17 protein-coding genes are annotated in these 20,188 nt (G+C 69.0%); 10 read left to right on the top strand and 7 right to left on the bottom strand.

Annotated elements, in window-relative coordinates; genetic code table 11:
* Positions 1-17 precede the first annotated feature (17 nt).
* Entirely contained in the window at positions 18-1,418 is a 1,401-nt protein-coding gene (locus VHAB30_RS19560; RefSeq protein ID WP_159278194.1) for an amidase, read from the top strand.
* A 4-nt stretch (positions 1,419-1,422) separates the two neighbouring features.
* On the opposite strand, the gene ureC is transcribed toward VHAB30_RS19560, so the two are convergent.
* The 4 genes from ureC to VHAB30_RS19540 are packed head-to-tail and all read right to left on the bottom strand — an operon-like array spanning position 1,423 to position 4,386.
* A complete protein-coding gene (ureC, locus tag VHAB30_RS19555) occupies positions 1,423-3,141 on the bottom strand; it encodes an urease subunit alpha (RefSeq protein ID WP_159278193.1) in 1,719 nt (572 codons plus the stop codon).
* Between the two features lie 3 nt (positions 3,142-3,144).
* The gene (locus tag VHAB30_RS19550) at positions 3,145-3,450 is read right to left on the bottom strand and encodes an urease subunit beta (protein WP_070063624.1); all 306 of its coding nucleotides are present in this window, start codon (positions 3,448-3,450) and stop codon (positions 3,145-3,147) included.
* Between the two features lie 7 nt (positions 3,451-3,457).
* Positions 3,458-4,054 (bottom strand): HupE/UreJ family protein, encoded by a 597-nt coding sequence (locus VHAB30_RS19545; RefSeq protein WP_159278192.1) that lies wholly within the window; start codon positions 4,052-4,054, stop codon positions 3,458-3,460.
* 29 nt (positions 4,055-4,083) lie between these two features.
* On the bottom strand, positions 4,084-4,386 hold the full coding sequence (locus VHAB30_RS19540; RefSeq protein ID WP_062474548.1) for an urease subunit gamma: 303 nt from the start codon (positions 4,384-4,386) through the stop codon (positions 4,084-4,086).
* A gap of 78 nt (positions 4,387-4,464) precedes the next feature.
* On the opposite strand from VHAB30_RS19540, the gene VHAB30_RS19535 reads away from it, so the two are divergent.
* From VHAB30_RS19535 to VHAB30_RS19520, 4 genes are all read left to right on the top strand, one after another.
* A complete protein-coding gene (locus VHAB30_RS19535) occupies positions 4,465-8,115 on the top strand; it encodes a hybrid sensor histidine kinase/response regulator (protein WP_235926775.1) in 3,651 nt (1,216 codons plus the stop codon).
* A 20-nt stretch (positions 8,116-8,135) separates the two neighbouring features.
* Positions 8,136-9,143 carry a response regulator transcription factor gene (locus VHAB30_RS19530; protein ID WP_159278387.1) on the top strand — a complete coding sequence of 336 codons (1,008 nt, stop codon included), beginning with the start codon at positions 8,136-8,138 and terminating at the stop codon, positions 9,141-9,143.
* 84 nt (positions 9,144-9,227) lie between these two features.
* The gene (locus tag VHAB30_RS19525) at positions 9,228-9,920 is read left to right on the top strand and encodes a hypothetical protein (RefSeq protein WP_235926773.1); all 693 of its coding nucleotides are present in this window, start codon (positions 9,228-9,230) and stop codon (positions 9,918-9,920) included.
* A gap of 104 nt (positions 9,921-10,024) precedes the next feature.
* Positions 10,025-11,260, top strand: a complete 1,236-nt coding sequence (locus VHAB30_RS19520; protein ID WP_095949380.1) for a pyridoxal-phosphate dependent enzyme — start codon at positions 10,025-10,027, stop codon at positions 11,258-11,260.
* A 21-nt stretch (positions 11,261-11,281) separates the two neighbouring features.
* On the opposite strand, the gene VHAB30_RS19515 is transcribed toward VHAB30_RS19520, so the two are convergent.
* Positions 11,282-11,590, bottom strand: a complete 309-nt coding sequence (locus VHAB30_RS19515) for a DciA family protein (protein WP_062474543.1) — start codon at positions 11,588-11,590, stop codon at positions 11,282-11,284.
* Between the two features lie 204 nt (positions 11,591-11,794).
* Between VHAB30_RS19515 and secA the strand changes: the two genes are divergently transcribed.
* From secA to VHAB30_RS19490, 5 genes are read left to right on the top strand one after another with little or no spacing between them, the layout of a single operon-like run.
* On the top strand, positions 11,795-14,581 hold the full coding sequence (gene secA / locus VHAB30_RS19510) for a preprotein translocase subunit SecA (RefSeq protein WP_159278191.1): 2,787 nt from the start codon (positions 11,795-11,797) through the stop codon (positions 14,579-14,581).
* Positions 14,582-14,616: 35 nt separating this feature from the next.
* Positions 14,617-15,846 (top strand): bifunctional glutamate N-acetyltransferase/amino-acid acetyltransferase ArgJ, encoded by a 1,230-nt coding sequence (gene argJ / locus VHAB30_RS19505; protein ID WP_159278190.1) that lies wholly within the window; start codon positions 14,617-14,619, stop codon positions 15,844-15,846.
* On the top strand, positions 15,843-16,718 hold the full coding sequence (locus VHAB30_RS19500; protein WP_159278189.1) for an ATP-binding protein: 876 nt from the start codon (positions 15,843-15,845) through the stop codon (positions 16,716-16,718). Before argJ ends, VHAB30_RS19500 begins: the two co-directional genes overlap by 4 nt.
* Entirely contained in the window at positions 16,715-17,173 is a 459-nt protein-coding gene (locus VHAB30_RS19495; RefSeq protein WP_070063620.1) for an NUDIX domain-containing protein, read from the top strand. Before VHAB30_RS19500 ends, VHAB30_RS19495 begins: the two co-directional genes overlap by 4 nt.
* A 37-nt stretch (positions 17,174-17,210) precedes the next feature.
* Complete coding sequence (locus VHAB30_RS19490; RefSeq protein ID WP_159278188.1) at positions 17,211-19,175, top strand: acyltransferase family protein; 1,965 nt, start codon at positions 17,211-17,213, stop codon at positions 19,173-19,175.
* A 39-nt stretch (positions 19,176-19,214) separates the two neighbouring features.
* On the opposite strand, the gene VHAB30_RS19485 is transcribed toward VHAB30_RS19490, so the two are convergent.
* Both VHAB30_RS19485 and zapD read right to left on the bottom strand, forming a co-directional pair.
* On the bottom strand, positions 19,215-19,424 hold the full coding sequence (locus tag VHAB30_RS19485) for a DNA gyrase inhibitor YacG (RefSeq protein WP_062474531.1): 210 nt from the start codon (positions 19,422-19,424) through the stop codon (positions 19,215-19,217).
* Between the two features lie 8 nt (positions 19,425-19,432).
* Positions 19,433-20,188 (bottom strand): cell division protein ZapD, encoded by a 756-nt coding sequence (gene zapD, locus VHAB30_RS19480; RefSeq protein ID WP_070063618.1) that lies wholly within the window; start codon positions 20,186-20,188, stop codon positions 19,433-19,435.

The raw sequence follows: 20,188 nt of genomic DNA, 5'->3' as shown, positions 1-20,188 counted from the left end.
ACACGCGGGAGTCAGTCATGGCGGACAAGGAATTGCATCATCTCGAACTGCTGGAGGTCGGCCGGCAGATCCAGTCGCGCGAGCGCTCGTCGGAAGAGGTCACGCGCGCCATGCTCGCGCGCATCGAGGCCGTCGACGGCCGACTGCGCAGCTACGCGACGCGCATGGACGCGCAGGCGCTCGACGAGGCGCGCCGCGCGGACACCGAGATCGCCGCCGGCCGCGCGCGCGGGCCGCTGCACGGCGTGCCGCTGGCCGTGAAAGATCTTCTGTGGACCGAGGGCGTGCCGAGCGCGCACGGCATGACGATCCACAAAGCCTTCCGTCCGACCGAGGACGCGACGGTGGTGCACCGCCTGCGCGAAGCCGGCGCGGTGATCCTGGGCAAGCTGCAGCAGACCGAAGGCGCCTTTGCCGATCACCATCCGCAGATCGCGTCGCCGGTCAATCCGTGGGACGCCACGCTGTGGCCCGGCGTGTCGTCCAGCGGCTCGGGCGTGGCCACGGCGGCGGGGCTGTGCTTCGGCGCGCTGGGCACCGACACGGGCGGATCGATCCGCTTTCCGTCGGCGGCCAACGGCATCACCGGCCTCAAGCCGACGTGGGGGCGAGTGAGCCGCCACGGCGCCTTCGAACTCGCCGCCTCGCTCGACCACATCGGCCCGATGACGCGCAGCGCGGCCGATGCGGGTGCGATGCTGGCGGCCATCGCGGGCGCCGACCCGCGCGACCCGACGGCCAGCACGCTGCCGGTGCCCGACTACCTGGCGACGATGACGCGCGGCCTGGCCGGCCTGCGCGTGGGCATCGACCCTGCGTGGACACTGGACCGCGTGGACGCACCCACGCGCGCCACGCTCGCGGCTGCGATCCGCACGGTCGAATCGCTGGGCGCCTCGGTGCGCGAGGTGGTGTTTCCCGACACGGCGCAGGCCGTGCTCGACTGGTCGCCGCTGTGCGCGGTCGAGACCGCCGTGGCGCACGAGGCGACGTACCCAGCGCGGCGCGACGAGTACGGTCCGGGCCTCTCGGGGCTGATCGACCTGGGCCTGTCGCAAAGCGCCACCGACTATCAGAAGCTGCTGCTGCGCCGCGCCGATTTCACGGGTCGCGTGCGCACGTTCTTCGAAGAGGTCGACCTGCTGCTGATCCCGGCCATTCCCTTCGCGGCGCCGACGCTTGAGCGCGCCGGCCAGCTCGGCGTGGACCCGGAGCTGCTGGCGGGCATGCTGCGCTACACCTGCCCGTTCGACCTCACGGGCAGTCCCACGCTCACCTTGCCGGGCGGCGCCACCGAGGCGGGCGTGCCGGTGGCCTTCCAGTTCGTGGCGCCGCACTTCGGCGAAGACCTGCTGGTGCGCGCGGGCTGGGCGTTCCAGCGGGCGACCGACTGGCACCGCCGGCATCCGGCGGTGTAAGTCGTCAGAACAGGAAGTAGCGCTGCGCCATCGGCAGCACCTTGGCCGGCTCGCAGGTCAGCAGGTGGCCATCGGCGCGCACGGCGTAGGTCTGCGCGTCGATCTCCATCTTCGGCGTGTAGCCGTTGTGGATCAGGTCCTGCTTGCGCACGTTGCGGATGTTCTTCACGGCGCTCAGGTGCTTGCTCAGGCCGTAGCGCTCCTTGATGCCCGCGGCCAGCCCGGCCTGCGAGACGAAGGTCAGCGAGCTCTTCGCCAGCGAGCCGCCGTAGGCGCCGAACATCGGCCGGAAGTGCACCGGCTGCGGCGTGGGAATCGACGCGCTGGGGTCGCCCATGGCGGCCATCGCGATGGTGCCGCCCTTGATGATGGTGAAGGGCTTCACGCCGAAGAAGGCCGGCTTCCAGACCACGAGGTCGGCCCACTTGCCGACCTCGATGGAGCCCACCTCGTGCGCGATGCCGTGCGCGAGGGCCGGGTTGATCGTGTACTTGGCCACGTAGCGCCGCGCGCGGAAGTTGTCGTTGCGCTCGCTGTCCTCGGGCAGCGTGCCGCGCTGCTGCTTCATCTTGTGCGCGGTCTGCCAGGTGCGGATGACCACCTCGCCGACGCGGCCCATGGCCTGGCTGTCGGAGCTGAACATGCTGATCGCGCCCAGGTCGTGCAGCACGTCTTCGGCGGCGATGGTTTCCTTGCGGATGCGCGATTCGGCAAAGGCCAGGTCCTCGGCGATGCCGGCGTCCAGGTGGTGGCACACCATGAGCATGTCGACGTGCTCGTCGAGCGTGTTCACGGTGTAGGGCATCGTCGGGTTGGTCGAGGAGGGCAGGAAGTTCGCCTCGCCCACCACGCGCAGGATGTCGGGCGCATGGCCGCCGCCCGCGCCCTCGGTGTGGAAGGCGCAGATGGCGCGCCCGCCCACGGCGGCGATGGTGTTCTCGACGAAGCCCGATTCGTTCAGCGTGTCGCTGTGGATCGCCACCTGCGTGTCGGTGGCGTCGGCCACGTCCAGGCAGTTGCTGATGGCCGCGGGCGTGGTGCCCCAGTCTTCGTGCAGCTTCAGGCCCATGACGCCGGCCTCGATCTGCTCGTGCAGCGCATCGGGCAGGCTGGCGTTGCCCTTGCCGAGGAAGCCCAGGTTCATCGGGAATGCGTCGGCCGCCTGCAGCATGCGTTCGATGTGCCACGGGCCGGGCGTGGCGGTGGTCGCGAAGGTGCCGGTGGCCGGGCCGGTGCCGCCGCCGAGCATGGTCGTCACGCCCGAGGCCAGCGCCTCCTCGATCTGCTGCGGGCAGATGAAGTGGATGTGGCTGTCGATGCCGCCCGCGGTGACGATGGTGCCCTCGCAGCTGATGATCTCGGTGCCCGGGCCGATGACGATGTCCACGCCCGGTTGCACGTCGGGATTGCCGGCCTTGCCGATGGCGGCGATGCGACCGTCCTTCAGGCCGATGTCGGCTTTCACGATGCCCCAGTGGTCGAGGATCAACGCGTTGGTCATCACCGTGTCGACGGCGCCCTGTGCGCGCGTGCGCTGCGACTGCGCCATGCCGTCGCGGATCGTCTTGCCGCCGCCGAACTTCACCTCTTCGCCGTAGCCGCCGGCGCGCAGCGTGTAGTCGGCTTCGACTTCGATCAGCAGGTCGGTGTCCGCAAGGCGGACCCGGTCGCCCACGGTGGGGCCGAAGATTTCTGCGTAGGCGCGTCGCCCGATGGTGGCCATGTTTTAGAGCTTTCCTTGAACCAGGCCGCGAAAGCCGTAGACGATGCGATCGCCCGAGAAGTCGACCAGCTCGACGGTGCGCTGCTGGCCGGGCTCGAAGCGCACCGCGGCGCCCGAGGCGATGTTCAGCCGCATGCCGCGCGCGGCGGCGCGGTCGAAATCGAGGGCGCCGTTGGTCTCGGCAAAGTGGTAGTGCGAGCCGACCTGGATCGGCCGGTCGGCCGTGTTGCGCACGACCAGCGTGAGGGCGCGGCGGCCGGGGTTGAGCGTGTGCTCGCCGTCGTCGGTGAGGAGTTCGCCGGGCGTCATGGCCGCCTCAGATCGCCTGGGCCAGCAGCGTGGCGCCGAGGCCGACAACGGCGGCGCCGGCCACGCGGGGCAGCCAGGCGTTGGCATGGCGCAGCGCCCAGCCCAGCGCGATGCCGGCCGCGTGCAGCAGCAGCGTGGCGCTGACCATGCCGGCCAGCGTGAGGGCCGCGCCGTGCTCGCCCGCCAGCTCGTGGCCGTGCGCCACGCCGTGGAAGACGGCGAACAGGCCCACGACGGCCATGGCGACGCCGGCCGGCAGGTGCACGCGCGTGGCGACCAAGAGGCCCAGCACCAGCAGCGAGGCGGCGATCATCGGTTCCACCGCCGGCAGCTGCACGCCGGCCAGGCCGGCCAGCGCGCCCGCGAGCAGCATGCCCGCGAAGGCCAGCGGCGCCCACAGCAGGTCGGGCCAGGCGCGGCGCGCGACCAGCGCGCTCCACAGGCCCACCGCGACCATCGCCGCGAGGTGGTCGGCGCCGGTCAGCGGGTGCATGAAACCGGCGGTGAAGCCGTGGTGCACGCCGCCGTCGACGCCGGTGTGGGCGCTGGCGGCCAGCGGCAGCAGGAGGGTGACGAGCAGGGCAGAAGTCTTTGCGAAGCGCATGGAGGGATCTTTCTTCTTGTGGCGGAGGTTCAGACGATTGGCTGGTGAACGGTCACGAGCTTGGTGCCGTCGGGAAAACTGGCCTCGACCTGGATGTCGGGAATCATCTCGGCGATGCCGTCCATCACGTCGGCGCGGGTGAGCACGCTGCGGCCTTCGCTCATCAACTCGGCGACGCTCTTGCCGTCGCGGGCACCTTCCATCACGGCGGCGGTGATCAGCGCGACGGCTTCCGGGTAGTTGAGCTTGAGCCCGCGCGCCTTGCGGCGTTCGGCCAGCAGCGCGGCCGTGAAGATCAGCAGCTTGTCTTTTTCGCGCGGGGTCAGTTCCATGGCGGGGGTGGGGTCGGGTGGCGGTCGGTGATTATGGGCAAGCCGGTCTCTTTGCAACAGTCGTGCCCTGTTCGCCAAATGCCGTACCCGGTGGCACGGAAGCTGCACCGAAACGGTGTGAATTCCGCCGACCCACCTCTCCTGACCGACGACGCTCCCCAGCGCATCGTCAAGGTACGGCGCGACTACAACAGCTGGGTCGCGAGCGAAACGCTCGAGGACTACGCGCTGCGCTACACGCCGCAGCGCTTTCGCAAATGGTCCGAATGGCGGGTGGCCAACACGGCCTTCGGGGCAGCCTCGTTCCTGGTGCTGGAGGCGGTCGGCGCCACGCTGCTGGTGCAGTACGGCTTCGCCAACGCCTTCTGGGCGATCCTCGTCACCGGGCTCATCATCTTCCTGGCGGGGCTGCCGATCAGCGTGTACGCGGCGCGCTACGGCGTCGACATGGATTTGCTCACGCGCGGCGCGGGCTTCGGCTACATCGGCTCCACGCTCACCTCGCTGATCTACGCGAGCTTCACCTTCATCTTCTTCGCGCTGGAGGCGGCCGTGATGGCCTATGCGCTCGAGCTGGCGCTGGGCATTCCGCCGGTGTGGGGCTACCTGGTGTGCGCGCTGGTGGTGATTCCGCTGGTCACGCACGGGGTGTCGGTGATCAGCCGGCTGCAGCTGTGGACGCAGCCGCTGTGGCTGCTGATGCTGGTGGTGCCCTTTGTCTTCGTGCTGGTGCGCGATCCTGGTGCGTTCGCGGGCATCACGCACTACGGCGGGGCGAAGTCGGGCGCAAAAGGATTCAATCTGCACCTGTTCGGTGCCGCGCTGACGGTCGGCATCGCGCTCATCACGCAGATGGGCGAGCAGGCCGACTACCTGCGCTTCATGCCCGCGCGCACCGCGGGCACGGCGCGCCGCTGGTGGGCCGGGGTGCTGGCGGGCGGGCCGGGCTGGGTGGTGCTGGGCGTGGTCAAGATGCTGGGCGGGGCGGCGCTGGCCTACCTGGCGATCACGCACATGGTGCCGGTCGAGCGTGCGGTCGATCCGAACCAGATGTACCTGGCGGCCTACGAGTACGTGTTTCCGAACTACGGCTGGGCAGTGGCGGCGACGGCGCTGTTCGTGGTGGTCTCGCAGCTGAAGATCAACGTGACGAACGCCTACGCCGGCTCGCTGGCCTGGAGCAATTTCTTCTCACGCGTGGCGCACAGCCACCCGGGGCGCGTGGTGTGGGTGGTGTTCAACGCGCTCATCGCCTTCATGCTGATGGAGATGAACGTGTTCGAGGCGCTGGGCGACGTGCTCGGCCTGTTCGCCAACATCGCCATCGCCTGGATGATGGCCGTGGTGGCCGACCTGGTCGTCAACAAGCCGCTGGGGCTGTCGCCGCCGGGCATCGAGTTCAAGCGCGCGCACCTGTGGGACATCAATCCGGTGGGCGTGGGCGCGATGGCGCTGGCGTCGGTGCTGTCGATCACGGCGCACCTGGGCGTGTTCGGGCCGCTGGCGCAGGCCTTCTCGGCGCTGATCGCGTTGGGCACGGCGCTGGTCGCGTCGCCGCTGCTGGCGTGGGTCACGGGCGGCAAGTACTACCTCGCGCGCACGTCCGACGCGGGCGGCTCCGTGCTGTTCGCGCCGGCGGCGGGCGGGCGCAAGGTGCGCTGGGCGCGGGTCGAGCCGTCGCCGGACGAAGGCGGCAGCTACCAGCGCCTGAAGGTGCAGCACTGCGTGATCTGCGAACGCGAGTACGAAGGCCCCGACATGGCGCACTGCCCGGCCTACCAGGGCGCGATCTGCTCGCTGTGCTGCACGCTCGACGCGCGCTGCGGCGACCTGTGCAAGCCGCACGCGAGCCTGTCGGCGCAGTGGTCGGCCGTGCTGCGCTGGCTGTTGCCGCGCCGCAGCTGGCGTTACCTGGACACGGGGCTCGGGCACTTCCTGCTGCTGATGCTGGTCATCGTGCCGCTGCTGGCGGTGGTGTTCGGCGTGCTCTACCAGCAGGAGCTGCGGGCCCTGAGCGAAGGCGCGCTCGCGCTGGCGGCGCAGGCCGACGTGGGCGGGGCGCTGGTCGCGGTGCAGCAGGCGTCGCTGCGCTCGGGTTTTCTCAAGGCCTACATGGCGCTGCTGGTCATCGCGGGCATCGTCGCGTGGTGGCTGGTGCTGGCGCATCAGAGCCGCAAGGTGGCGCAGGAAGAATCGAACCGGCAGACCCACCTGCTGGTGCGCGAGATTGCCCTGCACCGCGAGACCGACCGCGCACTGCAGGACGCCAAGCAGAGCGCCGAAGAAGCCCGCGAAATCGCCGAGCACGCCAAGCTCGCGGCCGACCAGGCGCGGAGCGCGGCGGACCTCGCGAACCAGGCCAAGAGCCGCTACATCAGCGCCATCAGCCACGAGCTGCGCACGCCGCTCAACAGCATCCTGGGCTACGCGCAGCTCATGGGCGAAGACCACTCGGTGCCGCCGCACCGCCAGCAGGCGGTGGCCGTCATCAAGCGCGGCGGCGAGCACCTGCTGTCGCTCATCGAGGGCACGCTGGCCATCGCCCACATCGAGGCCGGCAAGCTCACGCTCGACGCCCGGCCGATGCGCTTTGCCGATGCGATGCGCGAGCTGGCCGACATGTTCGAGCTGCAGGCGGCCGAGAAGGGCCTGCGCTTTCGCTTCGAGGCGGCAGGCACGCTGCCCGACGTGGTGCGCGCCGACGAGAAGCGCGTGAGCCAGATCCTCATCAACCTGCTGGGCAACGCGATCAAGTTCACGGCGGCGGGGCAGGTGACCTTGCGCATTTCGTACGCGCGCGAGTTCGCCGCCATCGAGATCGAGGACACCGGGCCGGGCATGACGGCGGCCGACATCGAGCGCATCTTCGAGCCCTTCGCGCGCGGCCACGCGGCGGTGTCGTCGGCGCCGGGCGCGGGCCTGGGCCTGACCATCGCGAAGATGCTGACCGACCTGATGGGCGGCGAGATGAAGGTGCGCAGCACGCCGGGCGAAGGCTCGCTGTTCTGCGTGCGGCTGTTCCTGCCGCGCGTGCACGAGGCGGTGGCGGGTGCTGCGCGCATTGCACCGGCGCCGCGCGCGCGGCGCGGCTACGAGGGCGCGCGCCGGCGCCTGCTGGTGGTCGACAACGAGGAGGCCGACCGCGAGCTGCTGGGCCATGTGCTCGCGCCGCTGGGCTTCGAGCTGCGCAGCGCGGCCAGCGGGCACGACGCGCTGGACCTCATCGCCGCCGGCTACCGGCCCGACGCCATGTTTGTCGACCTCGCGATGCCCGGCATCGACGGCTGGGAAACCATCCGCCGCGCACGCAAGCTGGGGCTGGCCGAGGCATCGGTGGCCATCGTCTCGGCCAACGCCTTCGACAAGGGCCTGGACAACGACGTGGGCATTGCGCCCGAAGATTTCTTCGTCAAGCCCGTGCGCCACACCGAACTGCTCGACTGGCTGGAGCGCCGGCTCGCCTTGCAGTGGACCGACACCGCCGCGCGGCCCGCGCCCGCCGCGGCCGCGCCGCGCGCGATGCAGCCGCCGTCGCTGGCGCGCCTGCGTGCGCTCGACGAGGCCGTGGGCCTGGGCTACTTCCGGGGCATCATGAACCAGCTCGACGACATCGACGCCGCGCAGCCCGAGTGCGCCGCGTGGACCGAGGCCCAGCGCGCGCTGGCCCGCCAGTTCCAGTTCGAAGCCATGGGCCGCGCGCTGGCCGAAGCCGCCGAGGGCGCCGCATGACCTTGTTGTCTCCACCGACCATGCCCGCTTCACCGCTCGCCCGCACGCTGCGCGAGCAGCAGGGCGCCCACGGCGACCTGGTGCTGATCGTCGACGACGTGCCCGACAACCTCGCCGTGCTGCACGACGCGCTCGACGAATCGGGCTACACCGTGCTGATCGCCACCAACGGCGAGCAGGCGCTGCAGCGCGCCGCGCAGGCGCGCCCCGACATCGTGCTGCTCGACGCGATGATGCCGGGCATCGACGGCTTCGAGGTGGCGCGCCGGCTCAAGGCCGATGCGGCCACCGCGCACATCCCCATCGTGTTCATGACGGGCCTCACTGAAACCGAGCACCTCGTGGCCGCGCTCGAGGCGGGCGGGGTCGACTACGTCACCAAGCCGATCAAGCCGAAGGAGGTGCTGGCGCGCATGAATGTGCACCTGCAGGGCGCCCGCCGCGCGCGGCAGGAGGCGCACCAGGCCGGGCAGGCACGCAACGCGCTCGACGCCTTCGGCTACGCGAGCATCACGGTGCGGCTGCCCGAGGGGCGGCTGATCTGGCAGACGGCGCTGGCGCGCGAGCTGCTGGCGCGCTACTGCGAGACGCAGGCGCCCGAGACGCCGCCGGCCGTGCTCGGCTGGCTGCGCCAGCACGCGCCCGAAGCCCGCGCGCGCGGCATCGAGCCGCCGGCCTTGGTCATCACGCAGGGCGCGCGCAGCCTGAGCCTGCGGCTGCACCGCCAGACCGGCGAGGACGATGCCGGCGACGAATGGATGATCGTCATGCGCGAGGTGTCCGACACCGCCGTGATCGAGGCCATGAGCCTGAGCCTGAAGCTCACGGCGCGCGAGGCCGAGGTGCTGTACTGGGTGGTCAAGGGCAAGACCAACAAGGACATCGGCGAGATCCTCGGCAGCAGTCCCGCTACCGCCAAGAAACACCTGGAGCGCGTGTACGTGAAGCTGGGCGTGGAGACGCGCACGGCAGCGGCCGGCGTGGCGATCAAGCGCATCCGCGAGCTGCAGCCGCAGTTCGAACTCTGAAGGGTGGGGGATGGCGTTGCCGCGTCATGGCGCGGACTTTCCGGCTTCCTAGAATGAGGCAGGGCTCTCCGAGGGAAGCACGAAATGAAGAACAACAACACGCGCACCGCACGCCTGCTCGTTGCCGCAGTCGCGGCGTTGCCGGGCCTGGGCGCGCAGGCCGCCGGCCACTTCGATGTCGACGACGCCGGCACGCTCGATCCCGGCCAGTGCCAGTACGAGACCTGGTGGGGCCGCAGCGGCGCCGGGCCGGTCACGACGGGTTTCCATGTCGGGCCGGCCTGCCGGGTCGGGCCGGTCGAGCTGGGGCTGAACTTCGACCGGCTCTCGGCGCAGGGCGTGCATTCGGTCACGGGCGGCCCGCAACTCAAGTGGACCTTTGCCGGCGCGGCCGCCGACGCGCCTTTCAGCGCCGCCGTGTCGATGGGCGCGGTGGCCGATCTGCGGCGCGGCGGTCGCTGGGGCGGCCAGCTGGTGGTGCCGCTCACCTGGCGACCCACCGGGAGCCTGCAGATTCACGCCAACCTGGGCGCCGACTGGGCGCTGGGCACCGGCGTGCGCACGCCGCGCGGCGGCCTGGCCGTGGAGTGGGCGCTGAACGATGCCGTGTCGCTGATCGCCGAGCGCAACCGGGCCGGGGGCCTGTGGACCTCGCGCGTGGGCGGCCGTTTCAGCCTGACGCCGCTGATCAGCGTCGACATCAGCACCTCGCGCACCGGGCCGCAGGGCGTGCGCGGCGTGGTGATCGGGCTGAACCACGAATTCAGCTGGAAATAAGTGAAGGAAAACTGAAATCCGCTGCAATGGGATGAACTCCCGTATCGTGGATTTCGTTGATTTTGAATAAGATTCCGTCACATTTATTAACGAGTCAACGATCCGTGACCCCATCGCCCGTTCTGGACTTCAAGTTCACCGCGCCGCCGGAGAGCCCCGCGCAGACCTTCCTGCCGGGCCGGCCGGCCGGGGTGCTCGGCCGCTCGTTCACGCCGCAGCGCAATCCGCGCCTGCAGGGGCTGCAGTGCCTGCGCTGCGACGCGCTGTACCCGGTCACGCTCGCCAACGACGGCTGCCCGGCCTGCCGGCAGGCCGGCTTTCACGTCGGGCTGCGCGCGAGCTACCGGCCCGGGGGCCCGGACGTGGTGCCGATGCCGTACGTGCAGGGTTTTTCGCTCGGCGAGGGCAACACGCCGCTGCACGACATGCCCGAGCTCGCGCGGCAGTTCGACATCGCGCGCCTGAGCATCAAGGACGAATCGCGCAACCCCACCGGCTCACCCAAGGACCGGCTGACCGCGATGGGCGTGGCGCAGGCGCTGGACGCCGGGGCCCACACGCTGGTGCTCGCCTCGTCGGGCAACACGGCGGTGTCGGCGGCGCACTACGCCTGGGCCGCGGGGCTCGGTTGCGAGGTGGCCTCCTACGAGGCGATGCCCGCCACCTATGCCCGCCAGCTCGACGCGCTGGGCGCGCGGCGCTATGTGTTCGCCGACAACACCGGCCGCTGGGGCTTCGTGCGCGAGCGCTCGCAGTACCCGGGGTATTTCGCGCTCTCCAACTACCGCCTGCCCGCGCTGGGCAGCGCGCCCTTGGGCGTGGAGGGCTACAAGGCCATCGCCGAAGAGTGCCTGAAGGACGGCGGCCTGCCCGACCACGTCGTGGTGCCGACCGGCCGCGGCGACATGGCGTGGGGCATCTACGCCGGTTTTCGCGAGCTGCTGGCGGCGGGGCGCATCGCGCGCCTGCCGCGGATGTGGCTGGTCGAGCCCTTCCCGCGGCTGTCGCGCGTGCTCGGCGGCGGGGCGCTCAACGGCAGCTACCCCGGTCGCACGGCGCAGCTGTCGAGTGCGGGCGCGACGGTCACTTACCTGCAATGGCAGGCCGCCACGGCCAGCGGCGGCGGTGCCGTGGTGGTGGGCGACGACGAAGCCCGCGCGGCGCGGCGGCTGCTCACCGCGGCCGGCGTGAGCGCCGAACTCGCGGCAGCGGCGGGCCTGGGGGCCGTGCGGCAACTGCGCGAGGCCGAGACCATCGCGGCCGATGCGCATGTCGTGATGGTGCTGACCTCCGACGCATCGAGCGACCCAAGCTGGCCCGACCGCGCCGTGGCCGCCTGAGGCGGTGCGCGACCCCGGGGCTCAGCGCCCCGTGTGCACCTTGATGCGGATCGTCGCGACGTCCCAGCCCCGGTTCTTCAGCCGCGTGACCAGCATCGGCGACAGCTGCCGCAGCTTGGCGGCCGCGGCGCTGCCCTTGACCAGCAGGCACCACACGTCGCCCTCGGCCGGCCCCGGCTGGATGGCCGCGCGCATGGCCGGTGGAATCAACCCTTCGATGGCCTTCAGCCGCTCGGCCGTGTCCCGCGCGCGCGCCATCAGGCTCCCCAGGGTGGGGGCGCCTGCCGCAGCATCGTGCAGTGAAATGGCGGGGGGCAGTCGGCGATACATGGGTAATCCAGGGGTTAGAAACAAGACAGCTAAAATGCCCGGTTTGCCGACGCGTGCGTCGGCGTTTGTTCCGGAACGGGGCCATCCGACTTCGAGACTTGCGAAGCTTGCATTCGAAGAAGGTGCGCCCAACTGCTTTCACCATATCTTAGGGAATCCGGTCGCAGTGCCTGTCGTGTCAGGTGCCCGCCCCTCTCCACGCCCATGGCAACCAACTTCCTGACCCAGATCTTCGGCAGTCGCAACGACCGGCTCCTCAAGCAGTATCGCAAGACGGTGACGCGCATCAATGCGCTCGAACCCGAATTCGAAAAGCTCAGCGACGACGCGCTGCGCGCCAAGACGCAGGAATTCAAGGACCGCATCGCCAAGGGCGAGTCGCTCGACGACCTGTTGCCCGAAGCCTTCGCCACCGTGCGCGAAGGCTCCAAGCGCGTCATGAAGATGCGCCACTTCGACGTCCAGCTGCTCGGCGGCATGGCACTGCACAACGGCAAGATCTCCGAAATGCGCACCGGCGAAGGCAAGACGCTGACCGCCACGCTGCCCGTGTACCTGAACGCGCTGTCCGGCAAGGGCGTGCACGTGGTCACGGTGAACGACTACCTGGCCAACCGCGACGCGACCTGGATGGGCCGCCTGTACAACTTCCTGGGCCTGTCGGTCGGCATCAACCTGCCGCAGATGCCACGCGAAGAGAAGCAGGCCGCCTACAGCAGCGACATCACGTACGGCACGAACAACGAGTACGGCTTCGACTACCTGCGCGACAACATGGTCTACGAGCCTGGCGACCGGGTGCAGCGCGGCCTGAACTTCGCGATCGTCGACGAGGTGGACTCCATCCTGATCGACGAGGCCCGCACGCCGCTGATCATCAGCGGCCAGGCCGAAGACCACACCGACCTGTACCTGGCGATCAACAAGGTGGTGCCGCTGCTCAAGAAGCAGGAAGGCGAAGCCGATCCGCGCACGGGCGAGGGCGTCACGGTGCCCGGCGACTTCACGGTCGACGAGAAGACCCACCAGGTGTTCCTGACCGAAGACGGCCACGAGAACGCCGAGCGCATCCTGGGCGAGCTCAAGCTGATCCCCGAAGGCGCGTCGCTGTACGACCCGGCCAACATCACGCTGATGCATCACCTGAATGCCGCGCTGCGTGCCCGCCACCTGTACCACCGCGACCAGCACTACGTGGTGCAGCAGGGCGAAGTGGTCATCGTCGACGAATTCACCGGCCGCCTCATGAGCGGCCGCCGCTGGAGCGACGGCCTGCACCAGGCCGTGGAAGCCAAGGAAGGCGTCGAGATCCAGGCCGAGAACCAGACCCTGGCCTCGATCACCTTCCAGAACTACTTCCGCCTGTACGGCAAGCTGGCCGGCATGACCGGCACGGCCGACACCGAGGCCTACGAGTTCCAGGAAATCTACGGTCTCGAGACCACGATCATTCCGCCGAACCGCATCAGCAAGCGCGACGACCAGCTCGACCGCGTCTACAAGACCACGCGCGAGAAATACGAAGCGGCGATCCAGGACATCCGCGAGTGCTATGAGCGCGGCCAGCCGGTGCTGGTGGGCACCTCGTCCATCGAGAACTCGGAAATCATCGATGCCCTGCTCGAGAAGGCAGGCCTGCCGCACCAGGTGCTCAACGCCAAGCAGCACGCCCGCGAAGCCGACATCGTCGCGCAGGCCGGTCGCACGAAGATGATCACCATCGCGACCAACATGGCCGGCCGCGGTACCGACATCGTGCTGGGCGGCAACATCGAGAAGATGATCGAGGCGATCGAGGCCGACGAAGGCCGCGACGAAGCCACCAAGCAGGCCGACATCGCCCACGTGCGCGCCGAGTGGACCAAGGACCACGAATTCGTGAAGTCGCTGGGCGGCCTGCGCATCATCGCCACCGAACGCCACGAATCGCGCCGCATCGACAACCAGCTGCGCGGCCGTTCGGGCCGCCAGGGCGACCCGGGCTCCTCGCGCTTCTACCTGAGCCTGGACGACCCGCTCATGCGCATCTTCGCGGGCGACCGCGTGAAGGCGATCATGGACCGCCTGAAGATGCCCGACGGCGAAGCCATCGAGGCCGGCATCGTCACGCGCAGCATCGAGAGCGCGCAGCGCAAGGTCGAGGCGCGCAACTTCGACATCCGCAAGCAGCTGCTCGAATACGACGACGTGTCGAACGACCAGCGCAAGGTGATCTACCAGCAGCGCAACGACATCCTCGACGCGGCCGACCTCACGGCGCAGATCGCCGCGCTGCGCGAAGGCTGCTTCACCGACCTCGCGCGCCAGTACGTGCCGCGCGAATCGGTCGAAGAGCAATGGGACCTCGACGCCCTCGAGAAGAGCCTGTTCAGCGAGTGGGGCATCGACATGCCGCTCAAGCAGCAGGTCGAGGCCGCCGATGCCATCTCCGACGAGGAAGTGGTCGAGAAGATCGTGGCCTATGCCAACGAGAGCTTCGACGCCAAGGTCACGCTGATCGGCCAGGAGAACTTCACCCAGTTCGAACGCATGGTGCTGCTGCAGAGCATCGACACCCACTGGCGCGAACACCTGGCCTCGCTCGACTACCTGCGCCAGGGCATCCACCTGCGCGGCTATGCACAGAAGCAGCCCAAGCAGGAATACAAGCGCGAAGCCTTCGAGCTCTTCGGCCAGCTGCTCGACTCGGTCAAGAACGAGGTCACGCGCCAGCTCATGACGGTGCGCGTGCAGTCGGGCGAACAGCTCGAGCAGGCGGCCGAGGAAATGGAAAGCCGCGGCGAAAACGTCTCGAACATCACCTACACCGCGCCCACCGAGACCGGCGAGGTCGAGGTGCGCGTCGACGAAGAGAACCAGCGCCGCCTGGCGGCTGTTGGCACCGGCGCGCTGAGCGCCGAAGCCGCGGCGTTTGCGCGCGTCGGCCGCAACGACCCCTGTCCCTGCGGCAGCGGCAAGAAGTACAAGGCGTGCCACGGCAAGCTGAACTGAGCTGAAGTCCCGCACCTTTCATTGAGAGAAATCCCATGCCCGTGAACCTGTCCGCCCCCGATCCCGCCGCGCTGTTCGCGGTGCCCGGCGTCCGCATCGGCGTGGCCGAAGCCGGCGTGCGCAAGGCCAACCGCAAGGACCTGACCGTCGTGCTGATCGACGAAGGCTCGGCGGTCGGCGGCGTGTTCACGCAGAACCGCTTCTGCGCCGCCCCGGTGCAGGTCTGCCGTGACCACCTGAAGGCCAACTACGGCATCCGCGCGATGGTGATCAACACCGGCAACGCCAACGCCGGTACCGGCGAAGACGGCCTGATGCGCACGCGCTCGACCTGCATCGCGCTGGCGCGCCACCTGGAGCTGGCGCCCGAGCAGATCCTGCCGTTCTCGACCGGCGTGATCATGGAGCCACTGCCCGTGGACCGCATCGAGGCCGGCCTGCCGGCCGCGCTGGCCGACGCGTCGGAAAACAACTGGGCCCGTGCCGCCGAAGGCATCATGACCACCGACACGATCCCCAAGGCGTTCAGCCGCCAGGTGCAGATCGGCGGCGCCACGGTCACGATCACCGGCATCAGCAAGGGCGCCGGCATGATCCGCCCGAACATGGCGACCATGCTCGGCTTCATGGCGACCGACGCGAAGATCGACCCGGCGCTGATCCAGCCGCTGGCCACGCAGCTGGCCGACGCCTCGTTCAACCGCGTGACCATCGACGGCGACACCTCGACCAACGACTCGTTCGTGGTCATTGCCACGCAGAAGGCTGCGCACGCGACCATCACCTCGCTCGACTCGGCCGACGGCCAGGCGCTCGTGGCCGCAATGCGCGACGTGGCCCGCCTGCTGGCGCAAGCCATCGTGCGCGACGGCGAAGGCGCCACCAAGTTCATCACCATCCAGGTCGATGGCGGCAAGGACGGGGCCGAGTGCCGCCAGGTGGCTTATGCCGTGGCGCATTCGCCGCTGGTCAAGACCGCCTTCTTCGCCAGCGACCCGAACCTGGGCCGCATCCTGGCGGCCGTCGGCTATGCCGGCATTGCCGACCTCGACCAGACCGGCATTGACCTGTTCCTCGATGACGTGCACGTGGCGGTGAAGGGCGGACGCAATCCGTCGTACCGTGAGGAAGACGGCCAGCGCGTGATGAAGCAGAGCGAAATCACCGTGCGCATCGGCCTGGGCCGCGGCACCGCCAGCGACACCGTGTGGACCTGCGACTTCAGCCACGAGTACGTGACCATCAACGCCGACTACCGGTCATGAACGAGCAGTTCCAGAAGCTCATCGAACGCGCCGAGCAGCTCATCGGCCGCATCGAATCGATCCTGCCGCAGCCGCTGGCCGCGCCGACCGACTGGAGCGCCTCCATCGCCTGGCGCTACCGCCGCCGCAGTTCCGGCCATGGCGTGCTGGAGCCCGTGAAGCATGTGGCCACGATGGCGCTCGATTCGCTGAGGGAAATCGACGTCCAGAAGGAAAAGATCGAGCGCAACACGCGCCAGTTCGTCGAAGGAAAGCCGGCCAACAACGTGCTGCTGACCGGCGCGCGCGGGACGGGCAAGTCGTCGCTGATCCGCGCCTGCCTGCAGGCCTATGCGCCGCAGGGCCTGCGCCTGATCGAGGTCGACAAGGCCGAGCTCACCGACCTGCCCGACATCGTCGAGGTGGTGTCGCAGCGTCCCGAGAAGTTCATCGTCTTCAGCGACGACCTGAGCTTCGACGAGGGCGAGCCGGGCTACAAGGCGCTCAAGTCGATCCTCGACGGATCGATTGCCGCCTCGACGCCCAACGTGCTGATCTACGCGACCAGCAACCGGCGCCACCTCTTGCCCGAGTACATGAAGGAAAACCTCACGTACACCCACACCGACGATGGCGAAGTGCATCCGGGCGAGGTGATCGAAGAGAAGATCTCGCTGTCTGAGCGCTTCGGCCTCTGGGTGAGCTTCTACCCCTTCAGCCAGAACGAATACCTGACGATCGTGGGCCAGTGGCTCTCGTCGTTCGGCGTCGACGACGCGGCCATCGCCGCAGCGCGGCCCGAGGCGCTCGTGTGGGCGCTGGAGCGCGGCTCGCGCAGCGGCCGCGTGGCCTACCAGTTCGCGCGCGACTACGCAGGGCGGGCCGGCGCGTGAGCGAGGCTGTGACATCGGCGCGCAAGCACACCGAAGTGGCCGTCGGCGTGCTGATCCGGCTGGCCGACGAGGCGCTGCTGCTCACCACGCGCCCCGAAGGCAAGGCCTATGCGGGCTACTGGGAGTTCCCGGGCGGCAAGATCGAAGCCGGCGAGACGGTCGAGGAAGCCTTGCGCCGCGAGCTGCAGGAAGAACTGGGCATCACCATCGGCGGCGCCGAGGTCTGGAAGGTCACGGAGCACGACTACCCGCACGCGCTGGTGCGCCTGCACTGGTGCAAGGTGACGGACTGGACCGGCGAGTTCGAAATGCGCGAAAGCCAGGCCATGGCCTGGCAGCAATTGCCGCTCGACGTGGCGCCGGTGCTGCCGGGCGCGCTGCCGGTGCTGGCGTGGCTGGTCGAGGAACGCGGCCTGCCCGCGTCGGCCGCCGAGGCGGTGTCGACCGTCGCCTGACGACGCACGGCACGACCGTGGTCCAGAAGTAAGAGATATGCATCCCAAGTACCGTGCCGACATCGACGGCCTGCGCGCCGTGGCCGTGGCCTCGGTCGTCATCTTTCACGCGTTTCCGAAGCTGCTGCCTGGCGGCTTCATCGGCGTCGACATCTTCTTCGTGATCTCGGGCTTCCTGATCACGACGATCATCATGCAGAGCCACGCGGCCGGCGATTTCAGCTACCGCGACTTCTATGCACGGCGCATCCGTCGGATCTTCCCGGCGCTGATGCTGGTGCTGGCGGGCGTGCTGGCCTTCGGCTGGTACGTGCTGCTGAACAAGGAATTCGTCGAGCTGGGCAAACAGGCGCTGGGCGGCGTGGGCTTCGTGGCCAACTTCGTCTTCTGGAGCGAGGCCGGCTACTTCGACACGGCCGCCGAGACCAAGCCGCTGCTGCACCTGTGGTCGCTGGGCATCGAGGAACAGTTCTACATTTTCTGGCCGCTGCTGCTCGGGCTGGCCTGGCGCAGGCGTTGGCCGATCGTGCGCGTGTTGTGGGTGCTGGCGGTGGTGTCGTTCCTCATCAACGTGACGACGATCCACCCGTTCCGCACGGCGGCCTTCTATTCGCCGGCCTCGCGCTTCTGGGAACTGATGGTGGGCGGCATCCTGGCCTGCATGCGGATGAAGCCGTCGGCGCTGAGCGTCTGGCGCAGCCATGTGCAGTCGGTGCTGGGCGTGGGCCTGATCGTGCTGGGCCTCGTGATGATCCGCAGCGACAAGGCCTTCCCCGGCTGGTGGGCGCTGCTGCCGACGCTGGGCGCGGTGAGTTGCATCGCGGCCGGCCCGACGGGCGTGCTGAACAAGTACTTCCTGTCGAACCGCGCGATGGTGTGGATCGGCCTGATCAGCTATCCGTTGTACCTGTGGCACTGGCCGCTGCTGGTGTACGCGCGAATCGTCAAGGGCGCGGAGCCGTCGGTGGGCACGCGCGTGACGATGGTGGTCGCGAGCGTGCTGCTGGCCTGGCTGACCTACCGCTTCATCGAGCGGTTCACGCGGGCCCGCCTGGGCGCGGGCATGCTGCGCACGCTCGTGGGCACCGGTGCGTTCGTGGCCGTGGCCGGCGTGGCGGTGCTCAACGGTTTGCCCGCCCGCCACAACAGCGAGCTGCTGCAGAAGGTGACCGATGCGACGGTGGACGGCGACTACTACGCCGGCTTTTCCTCGGAGAACTTCGGCCCCTACGCGGTGAATCGCATCGGCAACGGCGCCCGCAAGGTGCTGTTGATCGGCGACAGCCACGTCATCGAGTACGGCCCGCGTGCCGCGGAGCTGGCACGCCTCGCGCCCGAGCGTATGGCGACCACGTACTTCTTCACCTACGGCGCATGCCCGGCCATTCCGAACGTCTTCGCCGAGCAGAACCCGGGCTGCGGCCCGGCCCGCGACCAGTGGATGGCGATGGCACGCGACCCGCAGATCGACACCGTGCTGATCGGCAGCTGCTGGAACTGCTACTTCACGGGCGATTTCCCGCTGGACTACGTGCTGCGCGCGAACGGCGCGTCGCTCTCCCTGACCCGCGGCGACCGCGCCGGCATCGAGCCCTCGCTGGTGGCGCTGCAGGCGTGGGTGACCGAGCTGGTCAAGCAGAAGAAAAAGGTCTATCTGCTGCTCGACAACGCGCTGGGTGACGACTTCGAACCCCGCCGCATGATCGAGGGCAGCCGGCTGCGCACGCTCTCGGTGGTGGGCAATTCGCCGACCGCGCCCGTGCTCGCCGACCAGGTGAAGCTCAACCAGCGGCTCCTGCAGATTGCGGCCGCCAGCGGCGCGGAGGCGATCGACGTGCTGGGCGCCCTGTGCAAGGACGGCCAGTGCCCGCGGACGATGCCTGACGGTGCGCCGGCCTACAAGGACCACGGCCACCTGCGGCCCGCGTTCACGCGGCAGTTCGCGACCTACCTGGACAAGGTGTTCCTGGAAGAGGGCGTGCAGCCCGCGGCGGCCAATTGACGACCCCGCAGCCTTGGGCTGCGGTGGCGTGCAGGCAATCTATTGCTGCAGCTTGGGATCGCCGAAGGGCTCTTCGTCGGGCGGTGTCTCCGCCGGCATCCTGAATTCCTCGGTCGCCCAGGCGCCGAAGTCGATGCCCTTGCAGCGTGCGCTGCAGAACGGCCGGAACGGGTTGCGCTCCGCATAAATGCTGTCGCCGCCGCAGGTCGGGCAGCGGACGATGCGTTCGTCTTCTTTCTTCTTGCTCACACCGGACCTCACGCGCAGAGGGTCAGTTCGAAGGGGGTGTCTTCGGTGCTCGGGTGCAGGCGGTCGTCGGCCTCGTGCCGCATGAGCCGCACCGAGACCATGAGGCGGTTGCCGCTGATTTCCGGGACCAGGCCCAGCTTGGGATCGATGCGCAGCCGCAGCAGCTGGAAGCTGCGTCCCTGCGGCAGGTTCTGCTGGAACTGCCCGTGGGTGGCGATCACCTTGTAGGGCACGTCGGCGTCGCGCAGCAGCTTGAGCAGCAGGTAGATCGACGAGGCCAATGGCGACAGCGTGTTCGACCAGCGTTCCAGGTCGGCGCGGCGGCTGGCCGGCGTGCGGTGCTGCCAGGCGTAGTAGGCGGGCAGGTCGAACTCGCAGGTGCCGCCCGGAATGCCGGCGCGGCTGCGGATGCTCATGAGCCACTCGTTCTCGGTGAGTGCCTGTCCCGCCTTGCCGGCCACGCCGTTGAGCGCGCTGAAGTTGCGTTCGAGCTGGTCGACGACCTGGTTCAGCACCGTCTCGGCGATGGCCGGATTGCCCCGGTAGCTGTTGAAGACGTTCTTGTGCTTGTCGAGGTCGCGCAGCACGTCGGCCTTGAGGTCGGCGCGTGCCGCCACGTCCATGATCTCGAAGATCGTGACCAGGGCGTAGTGGTGCGAAAGCGGCGATTCCGAGGGCACCAGTTCCCCGAGACGACGGAACAGATGCTCCAGCCTCAGGTACGTGCGGATGCGCTCGTTGAAGGGGTACTCGTAGAGGATCAC

It is taken from the genome of Variovorax boronicumulans (assembly GCF_009811375.1).
Taxonomy (GTDB): Bacteria; Pseudomonadota; Gammaproteobacteria; order Burkholderiales; family Burkholderiaceae_C; genus Variovorax; species Variovorax boronicumulans.
Note: the sequence above shows the minus strand (reverse complement) of the source record. Positions and strands in the feature narration are given on the sequence as shown.